The following is a 15,442-nucleotide window of genomic DNA, read 5'->3' on the forward strand; positions in this document are numbered from 1 at the left end:
GAAAGGCTTTCGATTGACTTATTCAGCATATTTTCTCCTTTGGCAGGTTGCCTCCTGAGTAGGCTTGTCCGGGATATGTAAACTGCATCTGGTTAAAATAATATCCTGCCATCCTGTAGCCCAGATAAAAGCGGCCTAGCTAAAGGCTATTTTTACAGGTAAAAATGTTTGCGTAGTTAAAATATTTCTTTAACTTTCAGCATTATAAGGAATGATTGATTGCTCACTATTGATTTAAGTGTGGTTGTGAAACCCTCTGAACGGCGAGATTATAAGGGAATATTTTTTACTGTATCTGCAATCGATTCCAAGTATGGGTTCTATGCCATAAGCATTCATGAATCTGTTTCACCAGTTGCGTTTTCTTTTAAAAACACTTTTAATGGCTTGTTACCAGGGATGTTATACCTATAGGGAGCAAGGGGCCGGAGAAAGAGTGCTGGGAAGTAAACCAGCAGACCATCTCATTGTCTGATTAATCTGAGTTAGGTATAGGCAATTCTCTTACCGGTAAACTAAGGAGCTGAAAATTCAATTTGAAACCTGGGAAATACGAAATAAGGGCGTTTTTACTATCATTCCTACAATCGATTCCAGGAAGCTGAATTAAGATATATAATAAATAGCAGGTTTGTTTTACTCTTACTTAATCTATCAGTCTGTTAAGGCTGTCTTAGCTTACCAGTTTCACCTTTTAAAACAATTTTAAAAAATATCGCTTATGGCAAATTTTACAAAAATTACCTTTTTAGTGCTACTACTAGGCCTTACAGAGGTTTCCGTAAAGGCAGAGCTATTAGCCACAGCAGAGGGGTATACACCCGGCATCAACACGAAAGTGGCAGATGTAGTGGTAGAGGGTAAAGTTACCTCCAGTAAAGGAGAACCACTTCCGGGGGTAACAGTAGTCGCGAAAGGAACCGCGAACGGAGCAACTACGGGAGTGGACGGTACCTTTGCGCTTCGCCTTCCACAGGCATCGGGCACGCTGGTTTTCTCTTTTGTAGGTTTTGTTTCCAAGGAGGTTCCTTTAACAGGCCAAACCACTGTGAATGTGGTGCTGCAGGAGGATACAAAAGCACTTGAGGAAGTAGTGGTGGTAGGGTATGGTACTCAGAAAAAGAGCGATGTAACAGGTGCAGTTAGCTCGGTGAAGGCTGAAGAAATTCAGGAATTACCTATTACGAATGCTGCTCAGGCACTACAGGGGCGCGTGGCTGGGGTAAACGTAACAATGGCCGGAACCCGGCCCGGAGCAGGTGTAGAGGTGAGGGTGCGGGGAAACCGCTCTTTTTCTGCGAACAACGATCCGTTGTATGTGCTTGATGGTATTCCGATAACGGGTGGTATCAATGACATCGCACCGCAGGATATCGCCTCGATAGAGGTGCTGAAAGATGCATCCGCTACTGCTATCTACGGTTCAAGGGGGGCGAACGGCGTTGTGCTGGTTACAACTAAAAGAGGAACTGTGGGCAAACCGCAGGTAACCTATGATACTTATATAGGCTTTTCTCAGGCGCTGGGCAAAATAGACATGATGAACGGTGCTGAGTTTGCAGAGTATAAGCGTGAATCGAGGAGAGCCACCGGCGACTACGACGATAGTAATCCACAAGCCTCTGACGAAGAACTTTTTGAGCCTGTTGAGCTGGAGTCTATCCGCTCAGGGCGCTCTACTGACTACCAGGAGCACATGCTGCGAAAGGGGGTAATACAAAACCACCAGCTGGGTGTAAACGGCGGTACAGAAAACACCAGATACGCTATCTCCCTCAACTATTTTGAGGACAATGGCATTATCAAAATTCAGGACATGTCGCGTTATACGCTACGGGTTAACTTAGACCAGCAAATAGGGGACCGGATAAAAATTGGGGTGTCCTCCCTGGCAAGTAGAAGTGTGCTGAACGGGCTTGACTTGAATCCGTATGACGATGCGCTGGCAGAAAATCCACTGGGTGTACCATATGATGAAGAAGGAAACCTCATCTTCCTTCCCACGAATGACGGCTTGCGCTCTAACCCGCTGAGCGAAATACAGGACGGTGCACATGTGAACAGGGAAGATCGCTTTCGCATTTTCAGTAGCCTGTATGGCGAATTGAAAATAGCCGAGGGGCTAACGTACCGGCTTAACTTCGGGCCAGACCTGATACAGAGCCGAAAAGGCAACTTTACCGGGCGCTATACCAATGCCCGCCGCGGTAATGACCCCACTGCTCACACAGATGAAAACCAGGTGTTCAATTATACCCTCGAGAACATCGTCAACTACAACAAAACTTTTGCTGGCAAGCACAGCCTGAACTTTACGGGCTTATACAGTGTGCAGCAGCGGCAGCAGGAGGAAACCAGAATTGATGTGCAGGGTGTGCCCGCTGAAGGTATGCGGTACCATAACTTAGGAGCTGCCTCAAAAGTGACTGGTGTGGGATCTTACTATCAGAAATGGAATATCCTGTCTTACATGGCACGGGCAAACTATGGCTACGACAGCCGGTACCTGCTGACCCTTACCGGTCGTGCAGATGGTTCTTCGCGCTTTGCTGAAGGAAACAAATGGGGTTTTTTCCCTTCGGTGGCATTGGGCTGGAACGTCAGCAACGAAGCGTTCATGCAGGATGTGTCCTGGCTGACAACACTACGGATGCGCGCAAGCTATGGCGAAACGGGTAACACAGGTATAAACCCTTACCAAACCCAGGGCACTTTGTCCCGCACAACGTATTCTTTCGGAAACACAGGCTTGTTTGGTTTCAGACCAGGGTCTATCAGAAATGATGCCCTGCGTTGGGAGACAACCACCTCCTACAACGTAGGAGTAGATTATGGGCTCTGGAACAACCGTGTGTCCGGTAGTATTGAACTTTATCGCCAAAATACAAGAGATCTGCTTTTGCAGCGCCAGCTTCCTTTCACCAGTGGCTTTGGCAGCGTGTTAGAGAATATTGGCAGTACCCGCAACTCAGGTATTGAGTTCGGTCTCTCTGCTATCATCATTCCGGGCAATGACTTTAACTGGTCTGTAGATCTGAATGCATTTGCAAACAGAGAGGAAATCGTAGAATTGTACGGCGGCAAGACAGATGATGTGGGAAGCCAGTGGTTTATTGGCCAGCCAATCAATGTATACTATGACTACGAGAAGATAGGGATCTGGCAACTAGGCGAAGAGGAGCAGGCAGACCAGTTTGGGCAGGTACCTGGAGAAATAAGAGTAAGAGACGTAAACGGCGACAATCAGATTACAGCCGCTGACAGAGTAATACTCGGTACGCCAAGACCTAGCTGGCAGGGAGGCATGACCCACCGTTTTGCTTACAAGAACTTCGACCTGTCTTTCTTTGTGTTCGGGCAATTCGGCAACACCATTATCAGTAACATCCACGAGGGAGGGCCAATTAATCTGTTTGGCCGTTACAACAGCTTGGACGTAGATTACTGGACTCCTGAAAATCCAACAAATGCCTACCCAAGGCCAAATCAAAACCAGGAAAGCCCGATTTACGCGAGTACTTTAAGATACTTTAGTGGCTCCTTCGTGAAAGTGCGAAACATTAACCTCGGTTATAACCTTCCTGAAACGCTTACGGAGAAGGTAGGACTAAGCTCCGTGAGAGTGTATGCCACGGCGCAGCAACCGCTAATCTTTTCTTCTTATGTAAGCGATCATAAGGGTATAGACCCGGAGTTTCCACGCCAGGATACCCCTTCTTATTCACAGTACCTGTTAGGATTGAATGTTAGATTTTAGAAGCTTAAAAACCGAATTTTATGAAACGACATATATTTAGCCTGTTACTACTATCCTGCCTTACCACTTCCTGCAATAATTTGTTGGATGAGGATGTGCGAACCCAACTAACAGGTAGCTTTATTGGCACAAGCGAGGGCCTGGAGGCTGCCGTAGTGGCTGCATACCAACCCTTGCGACAGTTCTACGGTGTAGAGCGAGGCATGACAACAACTGTTTTTGGCACTGATATTTACATGCAGGGGTCTGATGGAAGCTTTAAGTATTTTGATACTTACTCCTCACAGCTAGATGCCCGCAACCAGTACAGTAGAGAAATCTGGAACAACTTTTATGTAGGCATCAATACAGCCAATGCCATCATTGAGCGTGCCCCGGAGATAACGAACATGAACGACGCTACCCGGACTATCAGAATTGGGGAAGCAAAGTTTCTGCGGGCGCATCATTACTTTGTTCTGGTGCAAATGTTCGGCCCGGTACACATTACCCTCGAGGAGACACAACAGGTGGAGACAGAGTCAGGCCGGTCTAGTGTAGCGGAAGTGTATGACGTTATTGTGACAGATCTGGAAGACGCTATCAGCAGACTTCCTGCGACTACAAACGACTGGGGAAGAGCGGTGAAGCCTGCTGCAGAGCACTTGCTGGCCAGGGTGCTGTTAACGCGCGCCTCTTCCGTTGCTGCCCAGCCGACAGATTATGAGCGTGCCGCAACGCTTGCCAAAACCGTTATCAATGACTACAGCTACACCCTGCTGCCTGATGTGGCAGAGGTGTTTGCCCAGGGTAACGAGAATAATCCTGAAATGATTTTTGCCGCCCAGTACATCAATGATCAAATCTACAATGGGGATGGTCCTAATAACGCAAGCCGCTTTGTGCTGATGCAGTATGATGTAGAACCAGGCATGAAGAGAGATATGTTAAACGGAACTCCATGGAAGCGTTTCAGACCTACTGATTTCCTGTTAAACGAAGTATATGATGATCGTGCCAATGATGTGCGGTATGATAAGTTCTTTAAAAGAGTTTACTATGCAAACAATGCAGCCACTATCCCTCAGGTAAATGGAGCGCCTGCCTATAGTGTAGGTGATACTGCTATATGGCTGCCAGGGGTAGAGCTTCCTGCCAGCGTTATAGAAAGCAAGTCTTATCAGGTACTTACACCAAGCAGATATACGCCCAAGCTCTATCCCTCATTGATAAAGTTTGATGACGCTATACGCCCCGATAATCAGGCACCTGGTGTACGGGACTTCCCGATGATGCGTCTGGCAGAAACCTACCTTATCGCAGCAGAAGCGCTTATGATGAGTGGCCAGGCAGAGGAAGCAGCGGAGTACATCAACACGCTGAGGTTGAGGTCTGCGAGAGTTGGTGATACTCCTGAAGAAACAGAGCAGCACCGGCAGGCGATGATGGTCTCACCGGACCAACTGAATATTGACTTTATACTTGATGAAAGGGCCCGTGAATTAGTGGGAGAGATGTTCCGCTGGTTTGATTTGGTAAGAACCGGTGAACTAGTAGAGCGTGTGAGAGAACACAACCCCTATGGAGGAGGCAATATACAGGCGCACCATGTACTCCGCCCAATACCTCAGGACCAGATAGACCGTACCACTTCTGAATTTGCTCAGAACCCTGGCTACTAATCAGATTCCGTTCAGCTTCATATCATGGAGCTGAACGGAATCTTTACAGTTAGTTTAGGAAGACTTCGAAGTGCACACTTTATAGATGGTGCTCTGCCTGCCATAGTTTACTGAGAAATAGTTATATTGCTATAAGAGTTTGGCAGATGAAGCTGACTGAACAGGAGTAGGAAGTATAACAATAGTGTTTCGGCAGAACGATGTTGTATGGTTCAACAGAAGGGCTTATAAAATTCTGGAAGTTCTAATCCTTGTTTGGGTTTAATTAAGCCTGCGCTACCCTTAAAACAATAATTTATTTTTAAAACATAAAAAAGATGAAAAGAAGTCATTTGCCCCTCTTGCTATTATTGTTTCCTGTCACCTGCATCCAGTCTGGGTGCGCCTCAAGAAGTAATGAAACTGTGCAGACTACCCAAACTGCGCAGGGTACAGAAGCTGCACAGGAGAGTGGTTGGACACAGCTATTCAACGGCAACGACCTGACTGGTTGGGAACAGGTAAACGGCAGTGCCGCCTATAGAGTAGAGGATGGGGCCATTGTCGGAACAACCACCATGAATTCTCCCAATAGCTTTCTGGCTGCCGATAAAGAATATGGGGATTATATCCTAGAGTTTGAGGTAATGCTGGATAACGACATCAACAGCGGTGTGCAGTTTCGCAGCATTTCAGACCCAGCTGTGATGGGTGGCCGTGTACACGGGTATCAGTTTGAGCTGGATCCATCCGACAGGAAGTGGACCGGGGGAATATATGACGAGGCCAGGCGCGGATGGCTGTACCCGCTTTCGCTGAACCCGGATGCCCAGTCGGCCTTTAAAAAGGGCGAGTGGAATAAGGCCCGGATCGAAGCCATTGGCAACAAGATCAAAACCTGGATCAACGATGTACCTGTTGCGGCAGTTGTGGATGACATGACGCCCAGCGGACTCATAGCCCTGCAGGTGCATTCCATCGGAAATGCCGAAGACGCCGGAAAAGAAATCAAGTGGCGGAACATCCGCATCAAAACCTCAGATTTGGAGCACCGCGAAGGGCATGATGCCTTTGTCGTTAACCTTGTGCCCAACACCCTGACAGAACAGGAGAAAGAACAGGGGTGGAGCCTGCTCTGGGACGGCGAAACGACCGAAGGCTGGCGAGGGGCTTATAAAGATAAGTTTCCGGAAGGTGGCTGGAAAGTGCAGGACGGTGAGTTGCATGTGCTGGAATCAGGCGGCGGCGAATCTGTGCACGGCGGAGACATTGTGACGGAGAAAGAGTATGATGCTTTCGACCTGCAGGTTCAGTTTAAGCTGACAGAAGGCGCTAATAGCGGCATCAAATACTTTGTCACTGAAAAAGAAAATGTACAAAACGCATCTGCCATCGGCCTGGAGTACCAGCTGCTGGACGACGAAAAGCACCCGGACGCTAAAATGGGCCGGGATGGGAACCGTACGATTGCTTCTTTGTATGACTTGAAGACCTCTGAGAAAAACAAGCGCTTTCTGAAGCCTATTGGTGAATGGAACCAGGCGCGCCTGATAGTAAGACCTGATAAAACAGTGGAGCACTGGCTGAATGGCATTAAAGTGCTGGAGTATGAAAGAGGGTCTGAAGAGTTTCGCAACCTGGTAGCTCAGAGTAAATACAAGAACTGGGAAAATTTTGGAGAGGCTGAGAAAGGCCATATCCTGCTGCAGGACCACGGAAACAATGTAGCATTCAGAAGCATCAAAATCAAAGAATTGTAGTGCTATGAAAGTGCCAGGAATATAAGCTACTATACTTTTAGGTATAAGTTACCCGGAAGTATAGTGGGCTTCTATTCCTGGGCTTACGAAAACAGAAGTCAGTTTTGTAATGGATTTTAAATAATGTTCAAACTATAACGAACAAAGGAATGGATCACAAGGATAATAATAACCGGAGAGACTTTCTCAAAAAAGCTGTTCTTGGAACAGTCGGCTTATCTGTAATTGGAATGGGCTTTAGTGCCAAAAGTTACGGGAAGATTCTGGGTGCCAACGACAGGGTAAGAGTCGGGATTATTGGCTTCTCTGATCGATTTAAACATTCCTTATACCCGGCGATGATGGGCCATGCAAAAGAACTGAATTTCGAGTTCGTAGGCGTGTCTGATATCTGGAACCGCCGCCGCGATGAGGCAGAGGCTTATGTAAAGGAAAAGCATGGCATCAAGCTTAAGAAGTACCGCAATAACGATGAACTCTACTCTAAAAAGGACATTGATGCAGTCATCATCAGCACAGCTGATTTCCAGCATGCGTTGATGGGCGTGGAAGCGGTGCGCAACGGAAAGGATGTATACCTGGAGAAGCCGATGGCAGAAACCATGGAAGATGCCCGCGCTATCCTCAAAGCGGTAGAAGAGACCGGTAAAATCGTGCAGATCGGCTCGCAGCGACGTAGTGCTCCGAACTACATTGCAGCAAACGAGTACATTAATTCCGGCAAGTTCGGAGATATCAAAATGGTGGAGATGACCTGGAACGTGAACCAGCCAGGGCGTTGGAGGAGACCTGACCTGGTGAGCCAGATCCGGAAGGAAGACACGGACTGGGAACGCTACCTGATGAACCGGCCGAAAGTAGACTGGGATCCGCGGAAATACCTGGAGTACCGTTTGTTCTGGCCTTACTCATCCGGCATACCGGGGCAGTGGATGTCGCACCAGATAGATACCGTGCATTGGTTTACAGGGCTGGACCATCCGCGAAGCGTGGCGGCCAACGGCGGTATTTACATGTGGAATGATGGCCGTGAAAACCCTGATACCTTAACAGCCGTTTTTGATTATGGTCCGGCAAACGATGCGTCCAAAGGTTTCCAGGTGGTGTACTCTTCCCGATTCAGCAACTCAGCCGGTGGCGTGAAGGAGTTATACTACTCCAATGGCGGTATGCTGAACCTGGACACAAACAAGATCACGTCGGAGGGTGGCTTATCTAAAAACCAGGCGGACGATATGAATATGCAGGCTAACTTGCTGACGGATTATACCCTGCCTGACCAGGCAAAAGTTTCTACAGACGCCAATACAGGCGGCGACCCGATGACTTCGCTGCACATGCGCAACTGGATGGAGTGCGTGCGCAGCCGCCAGACGCCAAATGCTTCTGTAAAGGCCGGTTACAACCACTCCGTTGCCAACATCATGACGCGGGTAGCCATGCAAACAGGCAAGCGCGTTACCTTCGATGATGCGAAGCAGGACGTTGTGGCAAGCTAGCACAAATACCTGGTAAGGGATAGTGCAAAGCTGGCCGTTGGTCGAGTAGCCTGGTTTCTAAGCTGCAGTCTTTAAATTTAAAGGGCTAGAGCTAAGAAGCAGGAAAATTACGCTGTTTTTTGAATGGTTAAGGCCGCTGCAGAGAACAGATAGTCAATGCATTAGCATAGATAGCGCTTTTTATTGTGCTACTTGTGCCGCTTTTTGTGCCATGGGTGAGAGTAAAATTCGATATATTTAAATGCAAATATGATTCCAGCGGATAATGGTAGCGTGAACATGAGCAGACAATCGCAGCACAGACTAAAAGATATAGCCCGTGAACTGGGAGTGTCTACCTCTACCGTTTCAAGAGCGTTGAGTAACCATCCGCATGTTAGCGAGGAGACGAAAGAACGGGTAAAGCAGGCGGTGGAAAAAGCAGGCTACCAACTGAATGCCATGGCATCGAGCCTTCGCAAAAGCAAATCCAATATTATCGGGCTGATTGTGCCCCGGATTTCCATGTACTTTCAGTCAGCGGTTATCACGGCCATCCAGAATGAGCTGCAGAAGTGTGACTACAACCTGATGATTTTTCAGTCAAATGAATCGCCGGCGCTGGAAAAGCAACTTGTGAACGTACTGCATGCCTTGCGCGTGGAGGGGCTGATAGTTTCAACCACGCTGTACACCGAAGACTTTTCACCGTTTGATGTTTTTTCAAAGGCCAATGTTCCGTTGGTGTTTTATGACAGAGTGCCGAAAGGGTACTCCGCCCACAAAATAAAAGGCGATGACTATCAGGGAGCTTATAAGTCAACCCTCCACTTGCTGGAGCAGGGCTGTCGCCGTATTGCGCATATCAGTGGCCCGCTCAGCTGTAGCCTGTACAGTGAACGCTATGCCGGCTATCAGGACGCACTAAAAAAACACAAGGTCGCTTTGGACGAAAGCCTGGTGTTCTTCCATGAGTTAACGCATGAAAATGCGCTGAAAACATGCCAGGTGTTGTTTGCGGAGGAGCCCTATCCGGATGCCTTTTTTACAAGCAATGACACGACAGCCATCGCCGTGATGGAGTATGCCAACAAGCTGAAGCTGAGCATACCCGAAGATTTAAAGCTGGCAGGATATTCCAATGATCCGCGTGTGCAGATTGTTCATCCGGCCATTACTTCAGTTGAACAGTTCCCTTATGAGATGGGGGAGCATGCAGCAAGGCTTATCATGGATTTAGTCCGGCAAAACGTAAGGCCTGGCAGGAGCTTTATTTCACTTACCACCCCCATAGAGCTCATTAAACGTGAATCTAGTAAAGCTTTAAGTTTGACCTGTTAATTATTTGTTATACCTTAAAAGAATAATTAAACAAAAATAAAGGTATGCCTTTTTTTAGTGTTTTATGCAATCGATTGCGGGATGGCTTGTAGCTGATTGATGAAAATGCAGTTGCAAAAAGCAGGTGCAGAACCGCTTGAGTAACAAAAGCGGTGATTAGGTATGCCTGTTTAGATAGTTGCTGTTTGCCTGAAAAGGTAAGGGATTAATCGCTTTCTACCTTCGGGCGGTGTACTTACATGAAAGGCAGAATCTTTACAATGGTAGATAGCGCTTCGCGAGGAGCTTTATATAGATAACAAGGTCTCTGGTTAGCAGGGAACAGAAGTATGAAATCAAATAACAACACATGAGCGGAATTGAACAGTTTTCATTAGCAGGCAAAGTAATTGTGATGACAGGAGCCACCGGCATCCTGGGAGAAGCCATGTCACTTGCCATAGGACAGGCCGGTGCCAAAGTGGCCATACTGGGGCGCAACAGGGAGCGTGCCGAAGAGCGGGTGGCTGCCATAGAGGCTGCAGGCGGAGAGGCCATGGCGGTGCTGGGCGACGTGCTGGATGAAAAGGAGATGCAGTCGGCCAAAGAAGCCATACTGGAGGCATGGGGAACGATTGACGGCCTAGTGAACGCTGCCGGCGGCAATATTCCGGGAGCCACCGTGATGCCGGACCAGAACCTGTTTGATACCAAAATAGAAGACACTAAAAAGGCGGTAGACCTTAACCTGTTCGGCACCATTATCCCGACGCAGGTCTTCGGCAGGGTTATCGCCGAAAAGGGAAAAGGAGCCATCGTAAACATCTCGTCGCTGACGGCGCAACGGCCACTGACCAGGGTGCTGGGTTACACGATAGCTAAAAAGGCGGTGGAGGCTTATACGCAATGGATGGCGGTGGAACTGGCGCAGCGCTACGGCGATGGCGTGCGGGTGAATGCCATTGCGCCCGGTGTGTTCCTGACGGAGCAGAACAGAACGCTGCTCCTGAACGCTGATGGAGGCTACACTGACAGGGCCCAGAAATTTATCAACAATACGCCCTTCCGAAGGCTGGGAAACCCGGAGGAATTGACAGGTACGCTTATCTACCTGTTGAGCGATGCGTCTAAATTCGTGAGCGGAGAAACGATTTTAGTAGATGGCGGCTTTAATGCCTTTAGCGGCGTGTAGGCTTATCCAGGGTTATAACATCTAATAATCTAATCAGAAAATATGCCACTGTTACAAAGCTGGAGATGGTACGGACCTAAGGACCCGGTTTCCTTACAGGATATCAAACAGGCCGGTGCCACGGACATCGTTACGGCGCTGCATCATATACCTAATGGAGAAGTATGGCCTGTGGAGGAAATCCAGAAGCGGAAAAGTGAAGTGGAGCGTGCCGGATTGATATGGAGTGTGGTGGAAAGCGTGCCGGTACACGAAGCTATCAAAACACAAACCGGCAACTTTAAAGCCTATATTGAAAACTATAAGCAGTCGGTGAGGAACCTGGCTGCCTGTGGCATTTACATCGTCACCTACAACTTTATGCCGGTGTTGGACTGGACCCGGACAGATCTGAGTTATACAGTGGAAGACGGTTCAAAGGCGCTGCGCTTCGAATTGGCGGCTTTTATTGCCTTTGATGTATATATACTCCAGCGGAAAGGTGCGGAGAACGATTACGCAGCGCAGGACCTGGAGAGGGCAAAGCAGCGGTTCAGTGAAATGAGTGGGGAAGAGAAGTTGCTGCTGGAACGAAACATTATTGCAGGGCTGCCTGGCAGCGAAGAGAGTTTTACAGTAGAGCAGTTCCAGCAGGCCCTGGATACCTATGCAGGCATTGATGCAGACAAACTACGGCAGCACCTGGTCTACTTCCTGCAGGAGGTGGTTCCGGTGGCCGAGGAAGCCGGTGTGAAAATGGTAATACATCCCGACGACCCGCCTTACAGCATCCTGGGGCTGCCAAGGGTGGTGAGCACTGCCGCCGATGTGGAGGCCCTGGTACAGGCGGTTCCGTCTCTGAGCAACGGCCTGTGCTTCTGCACCGGCTCTTTCGGGGTGAGGGCCGACAATGACCTGCCGGGGATAGTGAGGCAGTTTGCCGACCGTATCAACTTTGTGCACCTGCGAAGCACGCAGCGGGATGAACACGGAAACTTTTATGAGGCTAACCACCTGGAGGGCGATGTGGACATGTACGCGGTGATGGAAGAGCTGATTACTATCAACAGAAAGCGGGAGCAGCCCATCCCGTTCCGGCCAGACCACGGCCACCAGATGCTCGATGACCTGCACAAAGTCACCAACCCCGGTTATTCTGCCATTGGCAGATTGCGTGGGCTGGCAGAGCTGCGGGGCCTGGAGATGGGTATAGAAAAAACAATTTTTAAAAACTAAAGCAGTACTCCCATGAACGAAAATGACCTGATAGTACCCGCTGCTGCAGAGCGCCGGTACTCACAGCCGAAGAACGGTTTTATGAGTGAAGATTTCCTGTTGCAAACAGAAACAGCCAAGCTGCTGTACCACGAATATGCCAGGGAGCTGCCTATTATAGATTACCATTGTCACTTATCCCCAAAGGCCATTGCGGAGAACAAACCCTTCAAAAACATGACGGATATCTGGCTGGCGGGAGACCATTATAAGTGGCGGGCCCTCCGCACGTTGGGAATCGAAGAAAAATACATTACCGGCGACGCCACGGACGAAGAGAAGTTCACGACCTGGGCCAAAGCAGTGCCTTATACCATGCGCAATCCGCTGTACCACTGGACGCACATGGAACTCAAGAATCCCTTTGGCGTGACGGAACTGCTGACAGAGGAGAACGCATCAGAGGTGTATGCCCATTGCAATGATCTGTTGCAGAAACCAGAGTTTACCCCAAGAGGCTTACTGCAGCACTTTGGAGTGGAAATGGTCGGTACAACCGACGACCCAACAGATAACCTGGAGTATCATCAGCAGATAGCCGCTTCGGATTTCAACATAAAGGTGTTGCCGTCTTTCCGGCCAGACAAGGCGCTGAATTTAGCAGGAGGGGAGGCTTTCAGGGCATATCTTCAAAAGCTTTCTGAAGCAAGTGGAGTGGCTGTTTCCAATATAGATACCTTACTGGAAGCGCTGCAGCAGCGGGTGGATTTTTTCCACGCTAATGGTTGCCGCGTTTCTGACCATGGCTTGTCGTTTATGCCTTATAGCAGTACCAGCAGCGGAAAGCTGGAAGAAGTGTTTGCTGCCGTTCTGGATGGCAACGATCAGGAGGCTGCCGCGCATGAGCAGGAGTTCGCAAGCCTGCTATTGATGGAGCTTTGCAGGATGTATCACGAAAGAGGATGGGTGCAACAGTTTCACCTGGGTGCGCTGCGCAATAGCAATACCCGCATGCTGGAAATCAACGGCCCCGATACGGGTTACGACTCCATCGGCGATTTCCCGCAGGCAACGAATATGGCTGCCTTCTTCAATGCCCTGGAGAAAGAAGACAAGCTGACTAAAACCGTTATCTATAACCTGAATCCTGCCGATAATGCTGCCTTCGCCGCCATGGCGGGCAACTTCCAGAGCGCCGGCACAAAAGGCAAAATACAGTTCGGCTCCGGCTGGTGGTTCCTGGATCAACTGGACGGCATGAAAGAGCAAATGAACACACTTTCTAACATGGGCCTTATCAGTTGCTTCATCGGTATGCTGACTGACTCTCGTTCCTTCCTGTCATACCCCAGGCACGAATACTTCAGAAGGCTGTTGTGCAATATGTTCGGAGATGATGTAGAGCAGGGCCTGTTGCCGGCAGATATCCCATGGATAGGAAAGATGGTGCAGGACATCTGCTACTACAACGCCAGGAATTATTTCACTTTTTAAAGCAGAACGCGAGAAAATTATAGCGCGAGCCTCTTGGCTCGTGATGAATATCGTGAGGCCTCTGGCCTGGTGGAATAAGACAAGCAGGGTTGTGTGATTCGCATTGATGAAACCCACCCCTACCCCTCCGAGGAGGGGAATTACGCATAGGAGGAAAATTCCCCTCCTCGGAGGGGTAGGGGTGGGTTCTTTTTTACACATTAACAAATATTTAACTTGAGCAATGAGGCCGGAGGCCCAACAATAACAGGCATGAGCCTTTTGGCTCATGCCATAATGTAGAGCTTAAAGAAAAAACAGCATACCCTATGGAAAAAAGACTAGTACGGGCTGGAATAGTTGGCTCCGGCTTCGCCGCCAAATTTCATTATGAAGCACTGCAGCGTGTTTTCAGTGCCAAAGTGGAAATAGCCGGCGCATACTCTCCCTCACCGGAAAACCTGCAGGCTTTTACAAAAGAGCGAAACCTGAAGGCTTTTGATAGCCTGGAACAATTGATGGAACAGTCTGATGTCATTCATGTCTGTACCCCGCCTGTAACGCACGAACCTATTGTGGTAGCGGCTTTAAAACGGAACAAGCACGTTATCGTGGAGAAGCCGTTTACCGGTTACTTCGGCGATGGGAGCGAGAGTTTTAGTGGAGACACTTTTTCCCGGGAAGAGGGGCTGGAACAAACCCTGAAAAGCATCAGCAGAATGCTGGAGGCGGAGAAGGAGAGTGAAGGCCTTATCATGTATGCAGAGAACTGGGTATATGCCCCTGCCATACAGAAAGAACGGGAAGTGCTGGAGAAATCAGGTGCCCAGATTATCTGGATGCATGGCGAAGAGTCCCATTCAGGCTCACATTCCTTAGCCTATGGGCAGTGGAAACTTTCCGGTGGTGGCTCCATGATCGGGAAAGGGTGCCATCCTTTGTCGGCAGCCATCTACCTGAAACATGTGGAAGGCCGGGCACGCAATGGAAATCCTATCCGCCCGAAGACTATTTCCGCACGCACACATGCCATCACGCGCATGCCGTGTTACCAGGATGAGGGCCACCTGCGAACGACTTATAAAGACATTGAGGACTTTGCCCAATTGCATGTTGTGTTTGAAGACGGCACCATCGCAGATGTATTTGCCAGCGAACTGGTGTTAGGTGGAGTGCATAACTGGATTGAAGTAAACACCAGCAACCACCGCACCATTTGCAATATTCATCCTAATAATGCCATGCAGGCCTATACCCCGGCGGAGCATTACTTCAAAGATGTGTATGTGGTGGAGAAAACAGAAACCAAACAGGGATGGTCGTCTATGTCGCCGGACGAAGCCTGGTTTGCCGGCTATCAGCATGAAATGGATGCCTTTTACAAATCTGCCGCCTTTGGTGAGCCGGTAGAAAGCAACAGTAGCCTGGCTGCCGATGTGATTGCCACCATTTATGCCGGCTATGTTTCCTCAGAGAGAAAAGGTGCAGAAGTGCCTATTACGATTCTATAAGGTCGCTTTGCAAAAACTCTGAAAAAGTCGCCCTTCGTAGGATGACAAAAAAAATGCATAGTAGCAGGCAGCTAGTACATAGCATTACCAAAATAACAGACGCAGATTCAATACCAT

General features: G+C 48.9%; 9 protein-coding genes. All 9 read left to right on the forward strand.

Annotated elements, in window-relative coordinates:
• The first annotated feature begins 721 nt into the window (after nt 1–721).
• The 9 genes from DXT99_RS19360 to DXT99_RS19400 all read left to right on the forward strand — a co-directional run bounded on the left by DXT99_RS19360 (nt 722) and on the right by DXT99_RS19400 (nt 15,325).
• Nucleotides 722–3,757, forward strand: coding sequence for a SusC/RagA family TonB-linked outer membrane protein (locus DXT99_RS19360; RefSeq protein WP_115567236.1), 3,036 nt, complete (start codon nt 722–724; stop codon nt 3,755–3,757).
• Nucleotides 3,758–3,777: 20 nt separating this feature from the next.
• Complete coding sequence (locus DXT99_RS19365; protein WP_181885182.1) at nt 3,778–5,418, forward strand: RagB/SusD family nutrient uptake outer membrane protein; 1,641 nt, start codon at nt 3,778–3,780, stop codon at nt 5,416–5,418.
• Nucleotides 5,419–5,822: 404 nt separating this feature from the next.
• Nucleotides 5,823–7,157 carry a 3-keto-disaccharide hydrolase gene (locus DXT99_RS19370; protein ID WP_246000861.1) on the forward strand — a complete coding sequence of 445 codons (1,335 nt, stop codon included), beginning with the start codon at nt 5,823–5,825 and terminating at the stop codon, nt 7,155–7,157.
• A 149-nt stretch (nt 7,158–7,306) separates the two neighbouring features.
• Nucleotides 7,307–8,656 (forward strand): Gfo/Idh/MocA family protein, encoded by a 1,350-nt coding sequence (locus DXT99_RS19375; RefSeq protein WP_115567238.1) that lies wholly within the window; start codon nt 7,307–7,309, stop codon nt 8,654–8,656.
• Between the two features lie 249 nt (nt 8,657–8,905).
• Nucleotides 8,906–9,976, forward strand: coding sequence for a LacI family DNA-binding transcriptional regulator (locus tag DXT99_RS19380; RefSeq protein WP_220273410.1), 1,071 nt, complete (start codon nt 8,906–8,908; stop codon nt 9,974–9,976).
• 349 nt (nt 9,977–10,325) lie between these two features.
• Entirely contained in the window at nt 10,326–11,147 is an 822-nt protein-coding gene (locus DXT99_RS19385) for an SDR family oxidoreductase (protein ID WP_115567239.1), read from the forward strand.
• Between the two features lie 42 nt (nt 11,148–11,189).
• Nucleotides 11,190–12,362 carry a mannonate dehydratase gene (gene uxuA / locus DXT99_RS19390; RefSeq protein WP_115567240.1) on the forward strand — a complete coding sequence of 391 codons (1,173 nt, stop codon included), beginning with the start codon at nt 11,190–11,192 and terminating at the stop codon, nt 12,360–12,362.
• Nucleotides 12,363–12,374: 12 nt separating this feature from the next.
• The gene (uxaC, locus tag DXT99_RS19395; protein ID WP_115567241.1) at nt 12,375–13,835 is read left to right on the forward strand and encodes a glucuronate isomerase; all 1,461 of its coding nucleotides are present in this window, start codon (nt 12,375–12,377) and stop codon (nt 13,833–13,835) included.
• Nucleotides 13,836–14,143: 308 nt separating this feature from the next.
• Nucleotides 14,144–15,325, forward strand: coding sequence for a Gfo/Idh/MocA family protein (locus DXT99_RS19400; protein ID WP_115567242.1), 1,182 nt, complete (start codon nt 14,144–14,146; stop codon nt 15,323–15,325).
• Nucleotides 15,326–15,442 lie beyond the last annotated feature (117 nt).

The organism is Pontibacter diazotrophicus (genome assembly GCF_003367245.1).
In the GTDB taxonomy this organism is placed as follows: domain Bacteria; phylum Bacteroidota; class Bacteroidia; order Cytophagales; family Hymenobacteraceae; genus Pontibacter; species Pontibacter diazotrophicus.

Excerpts from the sequence above, each read along its gene's own strand:
- DXT99_RS19385 (WP_115567239.1), top strand. The coding sequence starts at position 10,326 with ATGAGCGGAATTGAACAGTTTTCATTAGCAGGCAAAGTAATTGTGATG.
- DXT99_RS19380 (WP_220273410.1), top strand. The coding sequence starts at position 8,906 with ATGATTCCAGCGGATAATGGTAGCGTGAACATGAGCAGACAATCGCAG.
- DXT99_RS19400 (WP_115567242.1), top strand. The coding sequence starts at position 14,144 with ATGGAAAAAAGACTAGTACGGGCTGGAATAGTTGGCTCCGGCTTCGCC.
- uxuA (WP_115567240.1), top strand. The coding sequence starts at position 11,190 with ATGCCACTGTTACAAAGCTGGAGATGGTACGGACCTAAGGACCCGGTT.
- DXT99_RS19375 (WP_115567238.1), top strand. The coding sequence starts at position 7,307 with ATGGATCACAAGGATAATAATAACCGGAGAGACTTTCTCAAAAAAGCT.
- DXT99_RS19365 (WP_181885182.1), top strand. The coding sequence starts at position 3,778 with ATGAAACGACATATATTTAGCCTGTTACTACTATCCTGCCTTACCACT.
- uxaC (WP_115567241.1), top strand. The coding sequence starts at position 12,375 with ATGAACGAAAATGACCTGATAGTACCCGCTGCTGCAGAGCGCCGGTAC.
- DXT99_RS19360 (WP_115567236.1), top strand. The coding sequence starts at position 722 with ATGGCAAATTTTACAAAAATTACCTTTTTAGTGCTACTACTAGGCCTT.